The 23,227-nt window shown below is 44.9% G+C and carries 18 protein-coding genes; 8 read left to right on the top strand and 10 right to left on the bottom strand.

The annotated features are described in order from the left end of the window. The first annotated feature begins 103 nt into the window (after nucleotides 1-103). A protein-coding gene (locus ACRRS1_RS05065; protein ID WP_432462919.1) for an IS3 family transposase occupies nucleotides 104-1,188 on the top strand; the annotation gives its coding sequence in 2 pieces (ribosomal slippage) (nucleotides 104-353 and nucleotides 353-1,188; 1,086 coding nt in all). 1,068 nt (nucleotides 1,189-2,256) lie between these two features. Here the strand turns inward: ACRRS1_RS05065 and ACRRS1_RS05060 are convergent. Together ACRRS1_RS05060 and ACRRS1_RS05055 are read right to left on the bottom strand one after the other, a co-directional pair. After that, nucleotides 2,257-2,610: a hypothetical protein gene (locus ACRRS1_RS05060; protein ID WP_432461073.1), complete on the bottom strand. Its 354-nt coding sequence runs from the start codon at nucleotides 2,608-2,610 to the stop codon at nucleotides 2,257-2,259. 197 nt (nucleotides 2,611-2,807) lie between these two features. Next, complete coding sequence (locus ACRRS1_RS05055; protein WP_432454229.1) at nucleotides 2,808-3,068, bottom strand: hypothetical protein; 261 nt, start codon at nucleotides 3,066-3,068, stop codon at nucleotides 2,808-2,810. Nucleotides 3,069-3,803: 735 nt separating this feature from the next. Here ACRRS1_RS05055 and ACRRS1_RS05050 point away from each other — a divergent pair. The 4 genes from ACRRS1_RS05050 to ACRRS1_RS05035 all read left to right on the top strand — a co-directional run bounded on the left by ACRRS1_RS05050 (nucleotide 3,804) and on the right by ACRRS1_RS05035 (nucleotide 7,552). Further along, on the top strand, nucleotides 3,804-4,985 hold the full coding sequence (locus tag ACRRS1_RS05050; protein ID WP_432468261.1) for an EAL and HDOD domain-containing protein: 1,182 nt from the start codon (nucleotides 3,804-3,806) through the stop codon (nucleotides 4,983-4,985). A 352-nt stretch (nucleotides 4,986-5,337) separates the two neighbouring features. Further along, nucleotides 5,338-5,625, top strand: a complete 288-nt coding sequence (locus tag ACRRS1_RS05045; protein ID WP_432456093.1) for a hypothetical protein — start codon at nucleotides 5,338-5,340, stop codon at nucleotides 5,623-5,625. A gap of 143 nt (nucleotides 5,626-5,768) precedes the next feature. Further along, nucleotides 5,769-6,479, top strand: a complete 711-nt coding sequence (locus ACRRS1_RS05040; protein ID WP_432454231.1) for a helix-turn-helix domain-containing protein — start codon at nucleotides 5,769-5,771, stop codon at nucleotides 6,477-6,479. Between the two features lie 137 nt (nucleotides 6,480-6,616). Beyond that, nucleotides 6,617-7,552 carry a DMT family transporter gene (locus ACRRS1_RS05035; RefSeq protein ID WP_432468262.1) on the top strand — a complete coding sequence of 312 codons (936 nt, stop codon included), beginning with the start codon at nucleotides 6,617-6,619 and terminating at the stop codon, nucleotides 7,550-7,552. A gap of 280 nt (nucleotides 7,553-7,832) precedes the next feature. Here ACRRS1_RS05035 and ACRRS1_RS05030 read toward each other — a convergent pair whose 3' ends face one another. Continuing rightward, nucleotides 7,833-8,240, bottom strand: a complete 408-nt coding sequence (locus tag ACRRS1_RS05030) for a nuclear transport factor 2 family protein (RefSeq protein WP_432468263.1) — start codon at nucleotides 8,238-8,240, stop codon at nucleotides 7,833-7,835. Nucleotides 8,241-8,330: 90 nt separating this feature from the next. Continuing rightward, nucleotides 8,331-8,942, bottom strand: a complete 612-nt coding sequence (locus tag ACRRS1_RS05025; RefSeq protein ID WP_432468265.1) for a LysE family translocator — start codon at nucleotides 8,940-8,942, stop codon at nucleotides 8,331-8,333. A 362-nt stretch (nucleotides 8,943-9,304) separates the two neighbouring features. Here ACRRS1_RS05025 and ACRRS1_RS05020 point away from each other — a divergent pair, with 362 nt between their 5' ends. The 3 genes from ACRRS1_RS05020 to ACRRS1_RS05010 all read left to right on the top strand — a co-directional run bounded on the left by ACRRS1_RS05020 (nucleotide 9,305) and on the right by ACRRS1_RS05010 (nucleotide 14,089). Further along, the gene (locus tag ACRRS1_RS05020; protein ID WP_432468267.1) at nucleotides 9,305-11,890 is read left to right on the top strand and encodes a pectinesterase family protein; all 2,586 of its coding nucleotides are present in this window, start codon (nucleotides 9,305-9,307) and stop codon (nucleotides 11,888-11,890) included. A gap of 200 nt (nucleotides 11,891-12,090) precedes the next feature. Beyond that, nucleotides 12,091-13,182, top strand: coding sequence for a PfkB family carbohydrate kinase (locus tag ACRRS1_RS05015; protein WP_432454236.1), 1,092 nt, complete (start codon nucleotides 12,091-12,093; stop codon nucleotides 13,180-13,182). Further along, nucleotides 13,175-14,089, top strand: a complete 915-nt coding sequence (locus ACRRS1_RS05010; RefSeq protein ID WP_432454237.1) for a pseudouridine-5'-phosphate glycosidase — start codon at nucleotides 13,175-13,177, stop codon at nucleotides 14,087-14,089. Before ACRRS1_RS05015 ends, ACRRS1_RS05010 begins: the two co-directional genes overlap by 8 nt. 101 nt (nucleotides 14,090-14,190) lie before the next feature. Here the strand turns inward: ACRRS1_RS05010 and ACRRS1_RS05005 are convergent, their stop codons facing one another. The 6 genes from ACRRS1_RS05005 to ACRRS1_RS04980 all read right to left on the bottom strand — a co-directional run bounded on the left by ACRRS1_RS05005 (nucleotide 14,191) and on the right by ACRRS1_RS04980 (nucleotide 22,984). Next, nucleotides 14,191-16,224 carry a TonB-dependent siderophore receptor gene (locus ACRRS1_RS05005; protein WP_432468269.1) on the bottom strand — a complete coding sequence of 678 codons (2,034 nt, stop codon included), beginning with the start codon at nucleotides 16,222-16,224 and terminating at the stop codon, nucleotides 14,191-14,193. Between the two features lie 106 nt (nucleotides 16,225-16,330). Next, nucleotides 16,331-17,287: a helix-turn-helix domain-containing protein gene (locus ACRRS1_RS05000; RefSeq protein ID WP_432468270.1), complete on the bottom strand. Its 957-nt coding sequence runs from the start codon at nucleotides 17,285-17,287 to the stop codon at nucleotides 16,331-16,333. A 71-nt stretch (nucleotides 17,288-17,358) separates the two neighbouring features. Beyond that, nucleotides 17,359-18,615, bottom strand: coding sequence for an MFS transporter (locus ACRRS1_RS04995; RefSeq protein WP_432461067.1), 1,257 nt, complete (start codon nucleotides 18,613-18,615; stop codon nucleotides 17,359-17,361). A gap of 73 nt (nucleotides 18,616-18,688) precedes the next feature. After that, nucleotides 18,689-20,398, bottom strand: a complete 1,710-nt coding sequence (locus ACRRS1_RS04990; protein ID WP_432468271.1) for an ABC transporter ATP-binding protein — start codon at nucleotides 20,396-20,398, stop codon at nucleotides 18,689-18,691. Beyond that, on the bottom strand, nucleotides 20,391-22,025 hold the full coding sequence (locus ACRRS1_RS04985) for an ABC transporter ATP-binding protein (RefSeq protein ID WP_432464704.1): 1,635 nt from the start codon (nucleotides 22,023-22,025) through the stop codon (nucleotides 20,391-20,393). The genes ACRRS1_RS04990 and ACRRS1_RS04985 overlap by 8 nt, the downstream gene beginning before the upstream one ends. Nucleotides 22,026-22,123: 98 nt before the next feature. Further along, on the bottom strand, nucleotides 22,124-22,984 hold the full coding sequence (locus tag ACRRS1_RS04980) for a helix-turn-helix transcriptional regulator (protein ID WP_432461065.1): 861 nt from the start codon (nucleotides 22,982-22,984) through the stop codon (nucleotides 22,124-22,126). Between the last annotated feature and the right edge of the window lie 243 nt (nucleotides 22,985-23,227).

The raw sequence follows: 23,227 nt of genomic DNA, 5'->3' as shown, positions 1-23,227 counted from the left end.
CCGTTAGATCACATGGCTTCGTTGTCTTGTGCGGTAATCCCCCCGAAAATTAATCCCATGCAAAAGTAGAATTTTCTCGTATAGTAAATACAGGAGATTCAACATGAAAAAGTCACGTTACACGGACAGTCAGATCTTATCTATTCTCAAGCAGGCTGAGGCTGGTACACCTGTTCCTGAGCTCTGTCGTGAGCATGGAATGAGCAACGCAACCTTTTACAAGTGGCGTTCGAAATACGGTGGTATGGACGCATCCCTTATGGCGCGGATGAAAGAACTCGAAGATGAAAATCGACGGCTTAAAAAGATGTATGCGGAAGAACGCCTTAAAGCAGAGGTGATCTCAGAGGCGATGGCAAAAAAGTGGTGAAGCCCTGTGAGCGTCGATTGATGGCTCAGCGTTCGGTGGCGAACTATCACATCAGCATTAAAAGTGCATGCTATTGGTTTGGGATCAGCGAGACCTGCTATCGCTATAAATCGAAGCTTCAACCTGAGAATGAGTTGATAGCTCAAGAGTTAGTAACGCTGTGCAACAGTGAAGACTGCTCTGACTGGGGCTTTGGCCTGTGTTTTCACCATTTGCGGAACGTTAAAGGGTATACATGGAACCATAAGCGGGTTTATCGGATCTACTGCGAATTGGCTCTAAACTTACGTATTAGGCCAAAACGACGCCTGAATCGCCATACGCCAGAGCCTCTTAAAGAGCCGATTAAAACAAACCAAGTTTGGTCCGTGGACTTTATGCATGATCAGCTATCTGATGGCCGGAAGTACCGTTTATTCAATGTGATAGATGATTACAAACGTGAAGGTCTGGCGTCAGAACCTGATTTTTCAATGCCCACAGTACGAGTCACTCGGATCTTAGAGCAGCTCATCGAACAACGAACCAAACCTGTTGCGATCCGCTGCGACAATGGTCCTGAGTTCATTAGCCATGCGTTTATTAAATGGGCCAACAACCACGACATTCGAATCGATTATATTCAGCCAGGGAACCCACAACAAAACGCGTATATAGAAAGGTTCAACCGTACTATGAGGTTTGGCTTAGTGAGTAAGTATTTGTTTGACACACTTGAAGAGGTTCAAGATCGGGCGACCCAATGGTTATGGTTCTACAATCATCAACGACCACACCTTGCAAATGGAGGGTTCCCACCACTAAAAACGGCAGCATGAATTCTACGAATAAATGCGGTTAATAATGGGAGGATTACCGTGCCAACTCGCCTCCAGCCTACGCCTCATATGATGTTTTTGTTCATCAGCTCGCCCTCTCTTTAGATAAAAAGGCGTCCGGCTTCCTTCAGACATTCCCTCACGGTAACGCCCTTGCCATTTGCTAGTAAGTTCATGCCCATGGGCGTACACAAACATAGGCAGCATCGCCCTACGGGCTGGATGCGCTAACGCGCGCCGCTGCTTTCGGCGTTATCTCCGTCTCAGCCATACTGAATCTAATCCAGCATACCTTTGAACAAACAATCAGCGTAACTCACTTTTGTCCAAAAGTGTGTTTGGCCGGCGGCAAACATACGAAATGCACTATGCCATACTATGGTTCCATTTTATGTCAAACTGTGGTTCAAATTTTGGATTTGCATTAGATGTAACGCAGGTCCTTATGTCACTTTATAGTTCCAGCGACACTAGAGTTTCTGGGTCATGGCAGTAAAATTAGTGAGGTATTAAGCAATGTTTCAACTCGACCACATGATTTTAACAACAATGATGAGTCGGCATCATACAACAAGCTTTAAATATCCAACGGCGGGCGTAACAGCACAAAATATGTAAATCATCAGCGATAATTGGCAAACTATTGAGGATTTACAATTGTTAGCGCATGTACTCGAGAACTCAGCATTGCGAAACGAGCGGCAACCCGATGCTATGGACGGTTTTACACCCGAGAGTAAAATATATGAAAAGAGTGCTTTGCGTATTGCGGACCATTTACCAACGATCAAACTGATGCCAATTGTCGCCTTATGACTCGGACAATTGTATGCCTTGGAGCAAACCGCGAGCGACATACTCTGCAATGGCTTAAAATTTATGGTTCAAGCTTTATATCTTGAGAAAACCATCCGCAAAGCATATAAAAAGGCGCTTAAGCTAGCACGGGCTTAAGCGCTGGAAAACTATCTCAACTGGAGCCGCAGCATAACTAGACCATTGTTTTCGCCAGCCTCAGCAAGATAGAAACCTAAAAAGGATTACTTCGCGATAAACTAAAATGGAAAACTATTCAGCGACCTCACTATTTTCAGAAATTTCGTTATTTTCAGCCGTTTCATAATTTTCAACGACCGCCTTATCTTCAGATACTTGGAGATTGTCAGCAGGGGCATCATTTTCAGACGACTCGATATCTTTAGGCATCGCCTGATTCACAACGACGTCGCTATTTTCAGACACTTCGCCATTTGCAGCTTGATCTGCTTCGGCCGACAATTGCAAGTTGTTCAATTCATTCTGGGTAGACTCAGCAGCTTGTTCTTGATTCCCCACCAACTCTTGGTTCGGATCTAAGCCCTTATATATAGCAAAACTGGCTACCAGCACGGCTAAGACGAGAAAGCCATATTTCAATTTCATGATAAAACTCCGTAAATAATATGCCCATCAACATAGGCGTAGCGTCTTGACCTTAAAAAAGGCGCTTAAGCGAGCACAAGCTTAAGCGCTGGAAACTACCTTAGATGAAGCGGCATCATCACTAGACCAAATGTATCTACCGCCGTAAGTCCAGATAGCAACCAAAAAGGATTACTTCGCGATAACTAGAGCAGAAGTTATTCAGACACCTCACTATTTTCAGCCTTTGCTGGATCAGTAGATAAATCTAGGTTATTAAACTCAGTTTGGCTTAATACCCCATCTTTATCGGTATCTAAACTCGCCCAAACTTCAGCTAAAATAGGCAAATCAGCCGCTTCTTCTTGACTCACAACCATGTCTTGGTTGGTATCTAAGCCTTTAAAAATATCATCATTGGCAGACGCCAAACTCGCAACAAACACGGCTAGTACTGGAAAAGTATATTTTAATTTCATGATATAACTCCTGTGATAATGAACACTCTTAAAATATGCTGCTCTAACAAAGCAGCGAGGCAACAAGCTAATAGCAAGGCTTAGGCCATAAGTTAAAAGCAATTAAATAACAATGACTTAACTATAAATTAGAGGTGTAAAGTAAGCGAAGGTGTTGTTGATTAACGACGCAATAAAATGCTATGAGTGATGACGCCTGTACAGGCCTACCGCAAGGCTGTCGCCGATCGGCGTCAATAGCTTAGAACTCGACTTTCGAATATCAGCTTAATAAGCTTTAAAGGTGAATATCTCTGCCCATCCGAGGGGCAGATAAGCTTAAAGGAATGCTTAGCTCTTACTATTGAATCAAATAAACAGCACCAGCCGAGCTAATATCAGCGATGGGAAAGCAGAATCCTTGAGTGCGTAGCACCAGCTCAAAATACCCTCTAGAAAGGAGTCTGATTTTACTTCAAAGGGAAAGTGACGCCTGACGACTTACCTCTCGAAATAACATACAACTCAACACAATTTAGTCCTTTTTGCATCGAACAAAAGTGAATCCACAACTTGTCGTTACTCCTAACAACACCGCCTCATCGTCCACAAATAAGCAGATAATGCCTTATATTTTTCAGAATAAGCTCACAGGATAAGCCCCCCCCCCTCATATCATTGACGCCACTCTTGATAAAACACCTCATATTCTGCCATGATTAAACTCAAGCTTGATCCTGAATGGTAAGAATATTAATGACGTTTCAGTTTGCTAAACAACCTATTGTAGATGCTACCAATCAAATCGTTGCTTACGAGCTATTGTTTCGCGGCGCAGACAGTATTCGTAACCAATCCGACCAAGTAGACAGAGCAACCGACCATATTATCAGTGGTAATTTTATCTTAGGGGTGTTGAATCAGTTGGGCAGTGAACATCGTAGTTTTATTAATTTTACCGAACAAGATTTACTCGAAGAAAAGGCAACCTTACTGCCAAAAAAAAGTGTCGTCATAGAGATTTTAGAACACTGTCAGCCCACCGAAGCCTTGTTAAAAGCCATCAAAAACCTGCGTGAATTAGGTTATACCATTGCCCTAGATGACTTTGAATTAAGTAGCCCTTGGCTCGAATACGCCCATTATGCAGATATAATTAAGGTGGATGTCCTCGTCGCCCCAGAGGAGGATGTAAAAGCCATTGCCACTCGATTTAAGCCACTTAACCTGACCCTATTAGCCGAAAAAGTCGAAACCGAATCACAATTTCATCGCTATTTAGAATATGGCTACCAGCTTTTTCAAGGGTTTCACTTTTATAAGCCGAGCATGTCGAAGCTACGAGTGCTGACCCCCAGAAAACTCTACCTCTTGGAACTACTGAATAAAATTGGCCAAAGCAATGTGTCGGTGGAAGACATTAGCGATAATATCGCCAACGATGCGGCGTTAATGGCGATACTACTCAGCAAAGCCAACGACAACTGTCGTATGGTAAGCAAACCAATTCTCAGTATTAAGCATGCTGTGAGCTATGTGGGAATGGCTGAACTCAAAAAATTAATCCATATTGTAATCACCTCAGAACTGGCAGTGAATCGACCACAGATCCTCTATGCAAATGCCTTAAAACGAGCTCAAACCTTAGCTTTCATGACGAAGCAGTATCCGCTAAGCTGTGATCCAGATATTGCGTATAGCGTCGGTCTATTATCCCTGTTTGATGCCATCCTTGCGGTAGAGATGACAGCTATATGTCAACAGTTAAAACTGCCGGAAGATATTAGCCAGGCTCTCACCTCAAGAGTCGGTCGTTGGGGGCAAATGCTGCAACTGATCGATGCCATTGAACTTGGTCAATGGCAACGGCTCGAAACCAATGCCGAAGCCTTAAAAGTCAATGTAGATACATTACTTGAGTTTTATAATCTCTTGTAAAATAAATTATTTATTAAGAACAGCTGCTCTTTGGTGATGCTTTGCGGCTATTGATGCTTGATTCAAGCCAGACCCGTCATATGCAAGATTGCCTTCGGCTAAAATTATAAAACACCAAAATCCACGCTTCCTGTCACAATGACAACGCTTATGGCACTGGAGAGCAAAGATCAGCTGCGCCTGGAATAAACAATCCAAACCACCGCTATACTGAAATATAGTGAATAGTTCTTGCTTAACTGCCGCAAATATTAGAACAATAACCACCTTAGCGTTTTGTAAACCAATGGAGTGATTTTTGAGTCGAGTAAAAAAACTGAGTATATGGCAACGTTTAAGGCGTGACTTACTGATGGTAAAAGAAGCCTTAGCTCAAGAAAAACAAGAAACCAAAGAAATGCTAAGTACTTATCGACGTTACACCCAGAAGCAGGCCAGTGCCGAAGAGTTACGCAAGGCGAATAAACAATTTGCCGATGTACTCAAGAGCTTAGGATTAAGTATGTTTGCCGTTTTACCTTTCGCGCCCATTACCATTCCCCTGATCGTCAAGTTAGGGAAGATATTCGGTGTGGATGTATTACCAAGCTCCTTCAATGCCACACCGGACGAGCTCAAGCAACAACGTAAGCATCGCTAGTCAAGCTATAACCGATGGCTAAGCCACTAAAACATTAGTTTCCAACTCCCGCCTCGCCATAGGCCCTTTTACTGCAAAAAATGACACTATAGGCGCTCAGCGGTTTATACTATACTGCTGCTTTATTGATCATAATTGTTCCAATGACAGAAAATAGCTTAACGATTCGAGCCTATAGCAAGCAACGTTGCAGTCACTGGCATCACCATCATCAGTTGGTGTTACCGATCCAAGGCGCGATCCATATCGCATTGGCTGATTATCAAGGCAGAGTGGCTGTAGGTGAGTGTGTGGTGGTCCCCTCACGACAGCGACATCATTTCCATGCCGATGAAGCAGCCCGTTTTGTGGTCGCAGATATGCAGGACTTACCTGCTAATTTGGCACCAACAAAGGCCATGATTTTCTCGGTGACGCCACCGCTACTCAGCTACCTTTCCTTCATCGAAACTCAGTTAGAATACCAACTCCAACCGGAGATAGAGAAGTCTATCTTCCAGCTGTTCTACACTCTGTTAAAGCAGCAAGGAGAATACCAAGCGATGGATCCTCGGATCCGGCGAATTCAGGCCTTTATCCACGAACATCTGAATATTGATCTAAGCATCAATCAGCTCGCCGAGCGAGCATGCCTCAGCCCGACTCAATTTAAGAAATTATTCAAAACTGCGCTAGGGCTGAGCGTCCATCAATTTATTACTCAACAACGTATGGAGAAAGCCAAAGCGCTGCTTACTCATACCGACTTGCCAGTACAATTAGTTGCCGAACGTGTCGGTTACAAGGACCTATCGGCCTTTAGCCGTCGATTTTCCATCCACTTTGGGCTCTCTCCTCGAGAGTGTACTCGCTAGCGATTAAAAAACGCCTATCGAAACAAAGATTGCGTCCGTTTAGCAAACTAATTCTATTTCATTCTGTTTATCCTAAAGCCAACATGCCGTGCAGCTAGTCAAGCGATTAACGGCCACAAGCAAGGATCGTCAAGCAGATGAAATTCACCACCAACAATCACTCAACTCAACAACAAGCCAGTCTTGCAATACTATTTGCCTCATTGTTATGGGGTACCACTGGCACTGCTGCAAGCTTTGCCCCAGAAGTAGACCCTCTAGCCATCGGCGCATTTGCCGTGGGTTTTGGTGGGCTAATGCAAGCGGTAATAGCAAGGCATCGACTCAAATCTGACCTTCAACAACTACGAACATTGAAGAAAGAGCTCGTTCTCGGAGCCTTCGCTGTGGCACTCTATCCTTTGGCTTTCTATAGCTCAATGCGACTCGCAGGTGTCGCAATTGGAACGGTGATTTCGATCGCGACCGCCCCCTTTGCAACGGTATTATTGGAATGTCTATTGAGCAAAAAAAATAATATCACCAAACAGTGGTTATTCAGCTTCTCTTTAGGTGCTTTAGGAATTGCACTATTGACCTATGCCGCATCATCCAGCACAGAGTTTAAACAAGCCAACACCGCTAAATTACTCGGGATCTTACTCGGCTTACTCGCGGGCTTAAGCTACGCTATCTACGCTTGGCTTGCCAAATCTCTGATCGACAAGGGTGTCCAATCAGAATCTGCAATAGGTAGCTTATTTGGACTCGCATCTCTGTTGTTACTGCCCTCACTACTGGTCACTGGAGAACAGTTATTCTCCAGCATACAAAATACCGCTCTGGCCTGCTATATGGCTTTGGTCCCAATGTTTCTTGGCTATCTCGCCTTTGGTTTCGGGCTGCGTACCCTGCATGCTAGCCGAGCGACTCTGTTAACCCTATTCGAACCGGTGGTTGCAGCCGTTTTAGCGGTACTGGTTGTTGGAGAACGGCTCTCGCTGAGTGCTTGGACAGGCATGTTATTGATTAGCGTTTGCTTAGTGATCCAGAGCCAAAGCAATGCCCCCAACCGTGGCAATCAACAACCGTAAATCAATTGACCTCTCGAGAGGTCTAACGATTGCGCAATGCTTGCAGCGAACAAAAGACTCATCGCATTGAAAAATAGTGACCTTATCGTCCGATAAGGGCATTGCTAGCATGATTAATTTAAGCAAATACGACTGTAGCGAGCTTGGTGCCAAAACAACCGAAGGTTGATTTATCATGCCATTCCCGTGAGTGACAGCCCCACATCAAGCGAGGCAAAAAACTATTCCCCCTAGTGACTTCTGCTAGCCGATAGTGGTCTCATAGAATCGGCGGAGGAGTCTACGCTTGGTTCAATTCAACCCATTGGGCTCGCCATTCAGGGGCTGGGAAATCTTCTGGCCAGTACTCCACTTGTTTCGCGACTAGCCCATCCTTAACGGTGTGAAAGGTAATCGCTCTGGCGTGTAACACCCCATCACTGATCGATACATCACTAACCACTTGATTGCCCTCGGCAAGCAATGAGTTCACTTGGAAGGTCCAGCGTCCCTCAGCCGGATATTGCTGATTAATTTCTGCAAAGTTATTTCGCCCGACGATCCGCTCAGCGGATTGCGGCCAGAAACCTTCAAAATCCTCAGCCAGCCATGCCGCAGCAACGTAAAAATCATTCGTTCTCATTGCCTCCCAAAATGACCGAACCACTTGTTTCGGCGCAACAAAATGATGCGTTTGAGCCGATGTCATATCATTTTCTTCCTTCATTTATTTGTAAATAACTTTCCCACTCAAAGACCACGTAACATGCCAAGCCGAAAGCTTAAACCCGGCTGAAGCCTAACGCTCAGTGAATGCCAGTTTAATCCCCAATAAAGCAAAACTACCGGCAAAACAGCGCTGTATACATTTACTCAACTTTTGAGAATGAGAAATATACTGGCGAATACGGCTGGCCAACAAGCCATACAAGATAAACACAAACAAGGTGAACAGCATAAATATCGCGCCTAACCACAGCATTTGCGAGCTATCCACAGCATTGTTTGGCAAAAATTGAGGCAGGAATGCAACAAAGAAAATTGTGAGTTTGGGGTTTAAAATATTGATTAAAAAACCCTTCAGCGCCACCGCCATCATTCCCCGCTGAGCACTCGGTTGATGCAACGACAACGCCCCACTAGAGCGCCACATCAACCATGCCAAATAAAATAAATAAACTAGTCCAACATATTTCAGTACCTGAAATGCAAGTGCACTGCTATGCATAATCACTGACAAACCCAAGATGCTCGCCAACAAGGAAGGTACAATTCCCAAAGTACAACCCACTGCAGCAACGGCGCTCGCCCTCGCGCTAATAAACAAACCCGCAGAAATAGTATATAACACCCCTGTTCCAGGGATTAATACCACCACCAGCGAGGTAAGCAAAAACTCAATACTAATCATCTCTGCATTTTCCTTGAGAATAAACAATCAGCCTGCAAGTCATAGCAGCTTATAAGGATTAAGCGATCATGATGCGTATCGCTAGAATCACAAGCAACACTTTTCAAGCGCTAAGACCAACACTCATCGTTGATGTTATACAATCACAAATCGCTTGCCAACTCAAAAATTCGGCCTCCAAATCACGCTAATGACAGGAAAATCCAAACAAAACTGAATCCTAAAGATGTCATCGATAACGGCTTCATCAGCCAACTATTGTTAGCAATTATTATTGCGATCACAGTTAACGGATTGAATTGAAATATAATAAACCGATGTTTCTTAATTAAAGAATTACTGTTTTATTATAGGGATAGCATATGAAAAAACATCTTACACGAGGGCTAAGCATTGGCGTGATGCTGTATGCCTCATCAGCATTTTCTTTACCGTTATACGATGTCGTCGTCGCCTTGGATGGCTCCGCCGATTTTAAGTCGGTACAGCAGGCCATCGATAGTGCTCCATCCGATGGTTCGCCCTATGTGGTTTATATCCGGAATGGGGTTTATCAGGAAAAACTTCAGGTCAAACGCGATAATGTTTACCTGATCGGCGAAGATCGCGATAAAACCATCATTACCGCGACCACCGCCAATAGCATGTTAAAACCCAATGGGAAAAAGTTTGGCACCACAGGTAGCCGTACCGTCAACGTTGATGCAAAAGACTTTAGCGCCCGCTCTCTCACCATCGAAAACGGCTTTGATTTTCCTGCAAACCAAGCCAAAAGCGCCGATGACCCAACTCGCCAACGCGGAACCCAAGCGGTGGCTCTATATGTGGGTAAAAAGGGCGAGCGAGTACAGTTTAAAGATGTGAATCTGCGCAGCTATCAAGACACCCTTTATCTACGTGGCGGACACAGTTATTTCGACCAATCCCAAATTAGCGGTACTGTTGATTTTATCTTCGGTCACGGCACCGGATTATTTGAAAACAGCAATATTGTTGCGCGCAATCGCAACGATGTGAAAACTGGTAATGCCTATGGTTATATGACAGCGCCTGCCACCAATATTGACCACGAATATGGCTTGGTCTTTAAAAATTGTCATTTGAGCAAAGAAGCTGGGGTGCCCGCCAACAGTTATGGCTTAGGTCGTCCTTGGCATCCCACCACTAGATTTACTGACGGACGCTATGCTGATCCCGATGCGATTGGCCACAGCGCTTATCTCAACTGTGAAATGGACGACCATATCTACGGCTGGGATAAAATGAGTGGTAAAGATATCAACAAGAACAAGATCTGGTTCCATCCTGAAGACTCACGTTTTTGGGAGTACGCCTCACGCGGTGCAGGTGCCAAAACCAATCTAGAAAAACGCCCACAGCTGAGCCAGCAGCAGGCGGAAAAATACACCACGAGTAACATCTTAGCGGGTTGGCAACCCAGCATAAGTTTAGGCGATAACAGCCAGCTCAAGGGCGAAGTCTTACATCGTAGCATGCAATTTCCAGCCAGTATTTTGGTCAAAGACAGCTTAGGTAAGACACTCACCAGCAACACCGATGCTCAGGGTCGCTACCAACTGTCGATTACCGGTATGACTCCACCACTGCTGGTATCAGCCAATGACAATAGTGGTGAGTCTTGCTTGCGCAGCGAAACCCAACGCTCGCTCTGCGCCAGTGCGCTAGTGGTTGAGGTGAATAATCAAGGGGAAACCTTAGGCAATGTAAATCCATTTTCGGACTTAATCGTTTCCAGCCTTGCCAAGACAGAAGGGATCAACGGCCCGCAACTTTTAGTCAGCGCCGACAAGCTCCCCGCTTTCTCCCACAAAGCCTGGCAGACCGCCACTGAAAATTTCCAACAAACCTTTGCTGAACTTGCCGCGCAACAGGGTATCAGTCAGTCTTTCGACCCAGTGAGCTACGATGCCAAGTTACACCCTCTCATGACAAGCATCAGCCAGCAAGTGGTGCATAATCGCGCCTATAAAACCTCGACCGGTTTGGCGGCTCAAACTTCGCTCACCGACTTAAGCTTTAAACCGATCATCAATTTAGCCAGCATCCCAGAATATACCATCGATGGGATCCAGTTAGCCGAAAGCCAACAAGCGTTAAAATCAGCCGCAACGCGTTTATTTATTGTTGGTGATTCAACTGCTTCTAACTACGAAGCCGATGTTTATCCGCGCATGGGCTGGGGCCAGGCTTTAGACCAATTGCTCGCTGACAATCCTAAACTGATGGTGGTGAATGCAGCACGTTCCGGACGCAGTTCGCGTGATTATATTAATGGACGTTGGTTTAGCGAAATGGGCTCCTTAGTGCAAGCCGGCGATTACCTATTCATCCAATTTAGTCATAACGATGAAAAATGTAATGGCGCGAAGAAAAAACGCGGCCCAATTGATGTCGCCAACCTATGTACTTACCCCAATACACCAGAAGGTCAACCGCAGTTCCCACAAGGTAAGTCAGAATACTCTTTCCAACATTCTTTAGAGCGCTACCTGGCTTTTGCCAAAGAGAAACAATTACACCCGGTGCTACTCACCTCGGTGCCTCGCGCCAAGACCGCCAAAAAGAAACTTGGTGTGCCGCTTAATCCTGTTCAGCATGTCACCAAGAAACGTTCTGACGGTGGCTACCAATTCTATGGCAGCTACACCCAAACCGTGAAAGACACAGCTAAAGCAAATCACGTCCCTTTACTCGATATGCAAAGTAAGGTGATTGCAGCCGCTAACCAAAAAGGTGAAGACGTATGGAAAACCTATTGGTTAGCCGTTGACCCCGCCGAGTATCCTTTCTATAAAAACCGGACTGGGCGCTTGGATAAGCCCGATACGACTCACTTCCAACAAACCGGAGCCGAAGTGGTCGCCAAGTTAGTGCTGAAAGAAATCAAGTCCAACCGAGACTTAAGCGCTCTGGCCGAAAAACTGTAAACTCACCACGAGTCTCGAGCCTCTCCCACCCATTGGTAGGAGGGGCTTTTTTTTGCGCTTGAGATGCGCCCCCAATCGCTACAGCAAAAGTTGAACTGCGAATGAATATTGGCCAGCACCCAAGCAGCAAAATTTGTACTTTATTTTTCTGAGCAGTAGACTACAATACAAACTTAAGTTTGCAAAACGGACATTTGTTTGTGACAAATAGAGAGCAACAAATTCTCACGATACTGCGCGATAACCCAATGATCGCCCAGCAAGAACTGGCCAGCCAACTGGGCATTAGCCGCAGTGCGGTGGCCGGTCATATCATGAATTTAACCAATAAAGGTCTGATTAAAGGCAAGGGATATATTATTGCCTCCCAACGTAGTGCGGTGGTGATTGGCGGCGCCAATATGGATTTATGCGGCAAAGCCAGCGGCACTTTAATTGCTGGCGATTCCAACCTAGGCACCCTGCACAATAGCCCCGGCGGCGTAGCCCGTAATATCGCCGATAACCTTGCGCGACTGGGCAGTAAAGTAGACTTAGTTTCCAATATCGGTAAAGACCAATGGGGAGAGCAACTGATTGCAGCCTGCCAAGAAGCAGGTATTGGCGTGAGCCACTTATTACGTAGTCAAACCAGTCATACCGCCACTTACCTTTCAATCCATGATGCCTCGGGTGAGATGCAACTGGCACTCAACGACATGCGGATCTTAGAAGAACTAGATTCAAGTCAGTTAGTGAAACACAAGTCATTGCTAAGTTATGCAGACCTTCTGATCCTCGATGCCAACCTATCCGAAGATGCGCTGGCCTACTTATTTGATTGTATTGAAACACCATCAATCTTCGTTGATCCAGTGTCCACTAATAAGGCCCATAAACTAAGGCCTTATCTGGGACAAATAGAGCTGCTAAAACCAAATTTAATCGAAGCCGAGCTGCTCAGCGGCGTCACCATTAATAGTGACGATGATTTGCCACGGGTTTGCGAAGCCTTACATCAGGCTGGTGTGAACAAACTGCTACTGAGTCTAGGGGCGCGCGGGATCTACGCCAGTGATCAGCAGCAAGTGATCCGCTTAAGCAATGTAAACCCGCAAGTCATCAATGTCACCGGTGCCGGAGATGCGATGATGGCAGGCATGAGCCACGCAAGCTTACAAAACTGGTCCTGGCAAGACAGTGTCGAATTTGCCTTCGCCTGCGCGCAAATTGCCACCCAATCCGAACACACGATCAATCCACTTATTTCTGAACGAGCGGTACGCCGCCATATGGAGAGTCACCATGCTTAATTCTTTTCTCGACATTCATCCCGAAGTCGCCGCAGCCCTCGCAGCCAACCAAGCAGTTGTCGCGCTGGAATCAACCATTATTTCTCATGGTATGCCTTACCCGAAGAATGTTGAAACGGCCCTACAGGTTTCAGCAACCGTGCGTGAAGAAGGCGCAATTCCAGCGACCATCGCGATTATTAATGGACGACTCAAAGTTGGTTTAGAAAAGGACGAAATTGAACTGCTAGGTAAAGCCGGATTGTCGGTCACCAAAGTCAGCCGTCGTGACATTCCCTTTGTGGTTGCTGCGGGTCAACATGGCGCAACCACAGTAGCGGCAACCATGATCTTAGCCGCCATGGCTGGTGTGAAAATCTTTGCCACTGGCGGAATTGGTGGGGTGCATCGCGGTGCTCAACAAAGTTTCGATATTTCTGCGGATTTAGAAGAGTTATCGCAAACCAATGTCGCGGTGGTTTGCGCCGGTGCCAAATCGATTCTCGACCTAGGCTTAACCTTAGAGTATTTAGAAACCAATGGTGTTCCGGTCATCGGCTACCAAACCGACAGCCTCCCCGCCTTCTACACTCGTGAAAGCGACTTTAAAGTAGATTATCGCTTAGATTCAGCCCAGCAAATAGCTGACGTTTTAAAAGCTAAACAACAGTTAGCATTGCAAGGTGGGGCGGTCATTGCCAACCCCATTCCAGAGCAATATGCAATGCCTAAGGCCAGCATTGATGCTGCCATTGAGCAAGCCTTACAAGAAGCCGAACAGCAAGGGATTAGTGGTAAGCAATCAACCCCCTTCCTACTGGCCCGCGTGTGTGAGCTGACAGGTGGGGATAGCTTAGAGAGTAATATTCAGCTGGTGCTGAACAATGCACGCCTTGGCGCGGCGATTGCCATCGCCTACTGCGCCTAAGTCATATACAGCTAAGCAAGTAATCGACAGATTACTTGCCTGTTTAAAATCGGTAGCTTAAACATTTCGAACTAAGCTACCGTTTGATAACAGTCCTTCAACTAATAAATATCGTAACGTAAATCGATACCAATGGTTCGACCAACATTAGCCTGAGCATAATTTGAGCTACCACTGCTATAGGCATAAGTTCGGTAACGACGGTTAAATACATTATTGGCATACACCGAAAGATTAAACTTGTCATTTGCCTGCCATCCAAGCCGAAGATCAGTGAGTGCATAGCTGGCTTGTCGAAGCTGGTTATCACCATCAAAATAATGCGGCCCTACAACATTCAAAGCCACGCGAGGCGTCAACATGCCATAGGCCCCATCAATGGCTCCATTCAAACTCGTCGACCCGCTAAACTCAGGAACAAAAGGCACCTTGTTTCCAGCATATAAAAGACTGTCATCGGTAAATTCAGCATGTACTGCAGTCCCATCAATATCCCAAGTCCAAATAGGGTTAAATTGCCAACTAGAGCTCAATTCGATCCCCGTCGCATCTGCTGTTCCCGCATTCGATAGTGTTTGCCCACCCAAAGGACCAAAATACAACTGCATATCTTTGGTATGGGTATGAAAAATTGCACTCTGAATTTGCAGCGGCCCCGCCTGATAACGTGAACCCAGCTCATAGTTGATAGACGTTTCTTGCTCATATGGCTCCGCTGATGAGCTCGCGGTAGGAATAATATTGAATCCCGCCGCTTTGTAGCCTTGGGCTATTCTTGAATATAAGTACCATGCTTGATTGAGCTGATAGCCAGAGGATAACTGCCCAAGTAAGTGATTATCTTGCAAACTATTTTGAGCATTATAAGGGGTCCCCATTTGCGAAATAGCATAACTAGTTTTAGCCCGCTCATGCGAGAAACGCAGACCACCTCCAAGATTAAATCGCTCACTAACATGCCATGTTAAATCACTGTAGGCAGCGATCGTTTGCATTGTGGTTTGAGCATCACTAGTTTGATAATTGGGACCTGATAACAAATCATAAGAAAGATTAAGTTGCTGTTTTGTATATTGACGATAGAGCCCGAAAACAGCGTCTATTGTACGTTTAGCTCCGCGGGTAGCGAGCCGAATTTCTTGTACATTTTGCTGCCAATCTTCAGGCATATTGGCAATTACCGAACCATTTGGGAAAAGCCGTTGATAATCTTGTTGTTGAAAAGCCGTAAGCATCATTAATTGCCAATCGGCCGCCGTATAAGTTCCAGCAAGCGATTGGCTATTGGAGCAACGTTTCAAATAGGGATCTGGCGATCCGTCAAGAAGACTTAAGGTTTTATTGTCAATATCATCGTAATCGATATAGGTATCTTGACTCGCTTCGGTACAACTATGACTGATCTTTAAATTGGCTTCCCAAGGATGGTCATCGGGCGCCAAACGAAATGCCATGCTGCCCAACTCACTTGCTGCCCCACCCAAGTCATCACTGCCGGTGGCAGGGTTAGTGAAGTCACCATTATCATCTTGTCTCGATAAAGTCACACTCGCATACAACAGGCCTTTTTGTATCGGCGCGCTTACGTGTATCTTGCCATGATTACTGTGACGGCTTGCCCAACCTCCAGCGACAAAAGCTTGGGTTCGATTGCCTGGTTTCGCTGTCACAATATTGATGATCCCACCCTGCGCACTTTGCCCATATAGCGTTCCCTGAGGACCACGTAACATTTCAACGCTTTGAACATTATTTAAAACTTGTAACATGTCGCTGGCGAGCAGTGGAACACCATCCACATAGATACTCACCGAAGGGTGATAAAAATCTTGCGCCGACGACACCCCCCGCAAAGAAACGATAGGAAACAATAAACTACCACTCTTTTCAATTTTCAAACCTGGTAATACTCGGCTTAAATCTTCAACCTGAGTGACTCTGGCATCTTCAAGCTGATATTTATCCACAACACTCGAAGACACATTAATTGATGATGCCGCGTGAGCGGATTGTTTACTCGCCGTCACGACCATGGTGCCTAAGGCCCCAGCCTCATCGGGACTTGGTTCCGCACCAACTACCGGAGCACTTAACGTACTGATAAAGACCAATAGATAAAAGCCATTAAGGTTCATGTTGTTTCCTTGTCATCCTTTAGTGTTGCAAATGATAATCATTTGCAACACTAAAGACTACCCGAAAAGGTTTTTCTTATGCCCGTTTCGGTATCCATAACATCTTTTAGAAACTACGTTTATAAGTTGAAGGGTTCACCCCAAATTGTTTATAGAAGGCGCTAGAGAAATGGCTCGCATTCACATAGCCAAGATCGGAAGCAACGGTTAAAACTTGTACATTCCCTGCTGACAAGCGCTTTTTTGCTTCTTTCATTCGTTCCACTTGAAATAATCCATAAACACTATTCTCGAATAGTAAGCGAAATCCACGTTTTATCTTCAGCACACTTAAACCCGTTTCGGAGGCCAAACTAGAAATACTAGGTGCCTTAGTTAAATCGGCGAGCAGCAACTCTTTTGCAAGTTGTAGCTTTTGCTGCTCTTGTTGAGTCAGCTTGAAGCCCGTAAGCGTTTGTTGCTGATACTGTTCCAACATCAAGCTAACAAAGATGATGCTATGTCCCAACAACCACAACGAAGATGCACTTCGCTGGCTTGGAGGGTATGCAGCCATTTTTAGTAATTTATGTTTTAATAAAGCTGCGGTGGTTTGAATTTCGCGATGATAAGGACTTTGTAGGAAACAACATTGAGCCTTCAACTGAGCTTGAATAACCGCCCCTGGATCAATCCCCCATTGCTCCAAAATACGTGGCTGCACTGCGACAACCAAACTCTCAAATTGCCCTTGATATAAGGCAGTGCCGTGGCAACCAGGGGTGAAGCTAATACAATTAGCCCCCTCAGAAACCTGATATCTTCGACGCGCCTTTTCATGCTTAAGAGAAAATTCTGACTGACCATTTAATGCACAAGTGAAATTTATCATCCCCAAATCATCGTAAGCCCTGAGTTTAAATGGCTCTACCAGCTGACTTTGCCAGATAAATAAATCAATGCCTGGTTGTAACTTGCAACGTAATAATCGGCATTGATTTTGTATTGAAGTATCTTGCATTGGTGTATCTAACAATAATTGGGTGAGCGAAATTTCCGCTTGAAGATTTAACGGTGAAACCATAAAAACGCATCCTTAACTAACATACATCCCTCGATGAATCACTGACTCAAGATGAGCAGTAAACCCTCAATTTAAGCGAGATGGGTTTCGCTTACCGCATTAAAAGGTCTGGCTAATAACAAACCACGTAATTTAAAAATCGCAAAGCCACTGGCTAAAATAGCTAAGCCATAATGAACCGCATAACCAAATTGAGAGATTAACCAGCCGCAAATGACCGCCATGAGGATCCCCACAACCATATCCATAGATTGGAATAGAGAAAAGTCGACTCCCGCCTGCTCACCGTATGACCAGTCCATCATTAAGGTATATAAAGCAACAAATTTAGCTGAACCAACAATTGCGTTCAGGGTAAATAGCACCACCAAGCCCTGGCTTTGAGTCAAAAACGTTGCGGCATAGAAGAAAAATCCAATGTACAACAATAATTCAAGGCATAAACATCCCAACAATAACTTACCAGCGCTGCTGTGCTTGATCAGCCAAGCACTCAAGCCAACACCAATAAATCCGGTCAAGGCACTACCTCCAGCCACCAGCAAACCTAAACTTTCAAGCTGGATCCCTTGGTCATATAAAAAAGGCATCATCATCGCTAACACACTTCGGGTTCCAAACTGACAAAGAAAAACCACGACTAAACCTTGTCGCACTTGGTGCTTGACCAAGGCATTTCTAAGCGAAGGTCGAGTCTTACTTTTAACAGCAGACACAACGACTTTGCTGGTGAATAATTTCAGCGAAGGTAAGGACATCAATCCAACCAATACTATCAACAACAGCAGTGCGGTTTTCCAATCAAAAATGCCATTCAAATAAATGAACACGCCCCCCCCAAAAATAGCCCCCAGATACCCTCCGCCCACTTGCATCACATTCCCAATGTGGCGCTGATGGGGCGCAAGCTGATCCACCGCTAAACCATCGGTCGTAATATCAGCAAAAGTCGACAACAAGGCTAATAAAAATATACCGGAAAACAACAACCAGAGCTGTGTAAGTGCTATTTTTGTCGCAAAGAACAGCAGCAACAAAATGATCAATAATTGAGCACCTAAAATTAGATACCCATGATGGCTAAAATTCGCACCTCGCTTACGTATTTCTTCCACTGTGGGCGACCAAATAAATTTTAACGCCCATGGCAACATCGCGATGTAAAACAGGCCAATATGGGAAGTCGATACACCTTCGGAGCGCAAGATGGCGGGAAGTCCCTGTAAGGTGAACATGCCAATAATGCTTTGGATGGTATACACCCCCGCCATAATGCTCAGCAGAGATCCCAAACCCAATTTCGAAGATAATGGTGTTGCCGTTTGCATCCGATAACCTCAATTAATGACTCAATATTTAGTAATGATTCGTACTTATTCTACAAGGGCAGCTGAGCGGTGGTTAAATACCTACCGCGGTTTCATAACCCGAACAATTCGCTTTCCATAGCTGTTGATAGCTTGAACTAGAACACAACAACGCTTCATGCTGGCCAACTTGACTAATCTGGCCCTTTTCTAATAAGTAAATCCGATCTGAATCAAGCACCGTATCTAGACGGTGAGCAACCGTAATCACCGTTTTTTGGATACTCAATTGCTTTAAAGCCGCCATAACTTGCGCTTGTGTATTAATGTCTAAAGCTGAGCTAATCTCATCTAAAAGCAGGATCGGTGCATCGTGCAAAATCGCTCGAGCAATACTAATCCGTTGCCGCTCTCCTTGTGAAAACTGATTACCATTTTCACCAACCTCACTCTCCAGCCCCTTTGGTAAGCGCTGTAACATCGGTGCCAAACCTGCCGCAACAATGGCTTGCTGCATGCTTTGTTCAGAAGCATCAGGAGCGGCAATCAATAGGTTATCTTTCAGGCTTCCGGCAAATAATTGAACGTCTTGAGTTACATATGCAATATTGCGATAGAGGTGTTCGGTACCTGATTGTTCGAGACTTAAACCGCCGATTCGGATGGTCCCCTGGCTGGGCATATGAAAAGCCGCAATCAGATCTAATAGACTAGACTTTCCCGCTCCGCTTGGACCAACAATAGCGACATGCTCACCAGCCGCAACTTTCATAGAAATAGCATCTAATATTGTTTGTTGATTTAAATGCAAACTGACGGCGTCTAATTCAAGCTCATAACTGGTGAGCGCTTGACCATGTTGCTGCTGAAGGGGGGTATTCGCCAAAGCATACAAACGAAATACAGCATTCACAAAGTAACGTAACATCGCTGAGAAAAAAGCCATGCGAGTTAAGGGCTTGATACAGGCGATCGTGGCGGCAACAGCGACCAACCATTGGGTTGCGGTGAGCGTCCCAATATCGACCATACGAGCCCCCTGCCACATAACCAAGGGTAAGGCTAGCTCAAGTAAGATACAGGCCGCCCTCAACCCCTTTCCTCCGGTAGCCTCTAGCGCTAGTCCTGATTTTCGGACTTGTTCAATTTCATCATTTAGGGGGATCGCCAACTTTCTTGCATTGCCAAAACTCTTAAGCATTGGAAGACAAGCAATATACTCGAGTAGTTTATCGGCGGTCTGGTTACTATGTAGGTGATAATGTTGCGCGGTTTGGTTAAAACGTTTCTCTAGTAACAGCAACACGGTCGATGCCAAAACAATCATCACGACCAGCAATACTGCGAGTATCGGAGAAATCCAACTCAGCATAATCAACATCGCAAAGGGCGCCACGCCTGCGGCTAAAAAATCAGCCACCAAGTGACTAAGAATATCCTCAAACAACTTAAGATCGGTGGTAATTTGTTTCATTCGCTCGCCAAGTCCTTTGCCAACGAGGCAAGCCAGCGGCTGCTTTCGAAGATCATTTAACAGCCGCTCTCGCAATTGATGCGTAATATGATAGGCGCCAATAAAACTTTTTTTTGCCGTTTGCCCTATCACAAATTGCAACGCAATTAAGCCAATCGCAAACAAGAATAAGGCATACAGTGGCAGCGTCATACCTTGGAGTAAAAAGATAAATAGCAGACTCCAAAGCACAACTGGCACTAGTTCGGCCAACATTTTTCCGATAATCCCGAGCCAAAATTGGCGACAACTGGCGCCACTATATTGAAGTAAGAAGCGAAACTTAGTCATGGTATTCCTCTACTATCGCGCTATCACACAATCGCCAACGACGATTCGCAGTACTGACTTGATTCGGCTTGTGAGTAATAATAATTTGAATTTGATGCGGCGAATAACCACGTAGCGCCTCAAGAACCTCTAACTCAGTTTGAGCATCAAGGTGGGCTGTAGACTCATCTAACACTAAGATAGGCGTATCCGCTAGCATCGCTCTAGCTATGGCAAGGCGCTGCATTTCGCCACCACTAAAACTACGTCGAGTTTCATCCATTTGGGTATCTAGTTGATGTGGTAACTGCTCAACCATATCGCTCAAGCGCATTAAATTCAGAACGGTCCAAATCACTTCATCCTTAATATTTGAGTCGCTAATCAGTAAGTTAGCTCTGAGCGAAGCTTTAAAAAATATCGCTTGTTGACCAACCAAGGCGATTAAACCTGCACGTTGTTGATCATTTAACTGACTCACCGGTGTATCGTTGATGTACCAATCACCTCGGTCAGCCTTTAATGAGCCACTTAGAATTCCGATAAGAGAGCTTTTACCCGAGCCAGATGCACCATAAATAAGTACACGTTCACCCGGTAATATGGTGCCCTCAGCTTGCTTGAGTATCGTTTGCTGCCCCTGATATAAGCAGACATCACGGCATGTCACTGCTTTAACGGGCTCGCTCCAGCGCTGTTGTTGCTGTATTTTTTGGCCAAATAGCGGAATGATTCGGTCTAATGAGAGAAGTGAAGATTGCATTTGACCCACCACCTGGGTTAAGTCTAACCACGGTTTTAACAAACCAGCAGTAATCACTGCAACCATCACCAAGTCGGGTTTGGTCATCGAACCATCAATCACAAAAGCAATCGCAAATGGAACAACCAGCATAAATGAGCACTGGGCAATCGTGACAAAACTAATCCAGCCACGGATCATTTGTTGGGTATAACTAATCACAAGGCGATGGTGGCGTCGCATTGCCTGATATAACTGCTGATAAGCTTTCGCATCCACCGAAAATAGTTTCATCACGCCAACACTGCGTAAAAACTCCAGCTGAGCGGCATGCATTCGAGCTAAAACATCATGGTACTTATGGAGCCTGCCTGAAAATCCACGCATAAATAAAAATTGAATACTTGCTGCAATGGGCAAGGGAATAAAAGCTATTAGGCCAATTCGCCAATCGATATAAAAAAGCAAACCAGCCAACAAAATAGGCATCAAGATCCCATTGATGATGTCAGTACTGTGGTGAGCAATTAGAGGCTCCAAGGCCTGACAATCTTCTGAGATTCGTTTCTCAAGATCTGCCCTGTGCCAAGTTTTTAATCGCTCAACGGGCATTTCAGCCAAGGATAAAATAATATGTTGGCGTAGTTTCGAAATTACATGGTAGGCCACAAGGTGAGCTTGCCACAATGCGCAAGAGTGAAGCAGATAGCGAATAATTAGCGCTCCACTCAACAACAAAACATAATCACCAATTGGCTGCTGAGCAAGCATGGATTGAGCACCGAGATAAACACATAACCATGGAATGAGCTCAATGATAGAAGCTAGAACTGCACACACGATTGATGTAATGACGCGTAAATGTGTCTCCTTTAGTATCGAAAGAAAAGCCTGCTTTCTGGACATCGACTGATTAACTAACATCTGCCACCAATGCAAATAAGAATCATTGTTATATGAGTGGTAAAAGTCTGCTGTCACTTTCAGGAAATGAAAAGGTAAATTTAGGAATTTATCTTTCGAAACTCAGAGGGAGTAAGTCCGATATGACGTTTGAAAACTTTGGCAAAATAACTACTAGTTTGAAATCCAAGTGAGAATGCAACATCTGTCACAGGCTTTAATCCCGATTTAAGCTGATGTTGAGCTTGCTGAATACGGTATTGCTGGATCCAGGATGCAACCCCAATGCCATACTCTTGATGAAAAGCTTGCTTCAAATAACATTCATTCGTTGCCAGGGCCTTTGCTAAACTAGCAATGGTCCAGTTCAAATCAATTTGTTGTCGAACCAAAGTTGTTGCTTTTTCAGCTAACGATTGAGGTCTCGACTGGGATATAGCTAAAGCTAAGATTTCATACATCTTGCCGAGCATCCACATCCTTCGCGCTTCTCCTGACAGCCGACAATTCCATACTGAATTGACCACATAACGCAACTCCCCTAATAACTGAAACTGCCATCCGGCCTGGTACAACTGCAACGGCACAAAAAAATCATCCACACTATCCTTCATCAATAACTGACAAGGTGGTTGCTCTTGAGGAAAATGGATCCGGATCGCCTGAATTTGCGCATTGGTTGGGAGAACTAGTGTGTCATGCCACCTCGATTCGGGTAACACTGTCACCATAAAACGATGTACAAATGCAGATGCGGGATAGTCAGGGAAGTCAGGATTGTAAGCACCATTATTTCCCATAATAGTAAGATAACCACCCGCGTTGACAGGATCATTTAATATGGTGGTTCGGGATGCTTGAACATTGATGATATCGACTCTTAATCGACCATCAAGGTACACCGTATCTAAACAACCAATAAGCGATTGTGCTTGTTTTATTTGAGTAACCAAATCATCCATATGGTTTCACTGTTATGCTTATTAATCACTCATTTAAATAATAATGATTATCATTTAAATGGCAATAAATAGATCTCTAATTGTTTTGGCTAAGATGGGCAATTTTTGACTTAAGATGATATAGGAGACTTATGGAACAATGTCGAAGTAGAGGAAGATGAATATTGCGATAGGATACGAGGAATAAGCTTAATTGCGTCAAGAATCGATAAACGACAAGCAGATAAGGCCATGTCCCTGGCA

The organism is Agarivorans sp. Z349TD_8, from assembly GCF_050870825.2.
GTDB lineage: Bacteria > Pseudomonadota > Gammaproteobacteria > Enterobacterales > Celerinatantimonadaceae > Agarivorans.
Note: the sequence above shows the minus strand (reverse complement) of the source record. Positions and strands in the feature narration are given on the sequence as shown.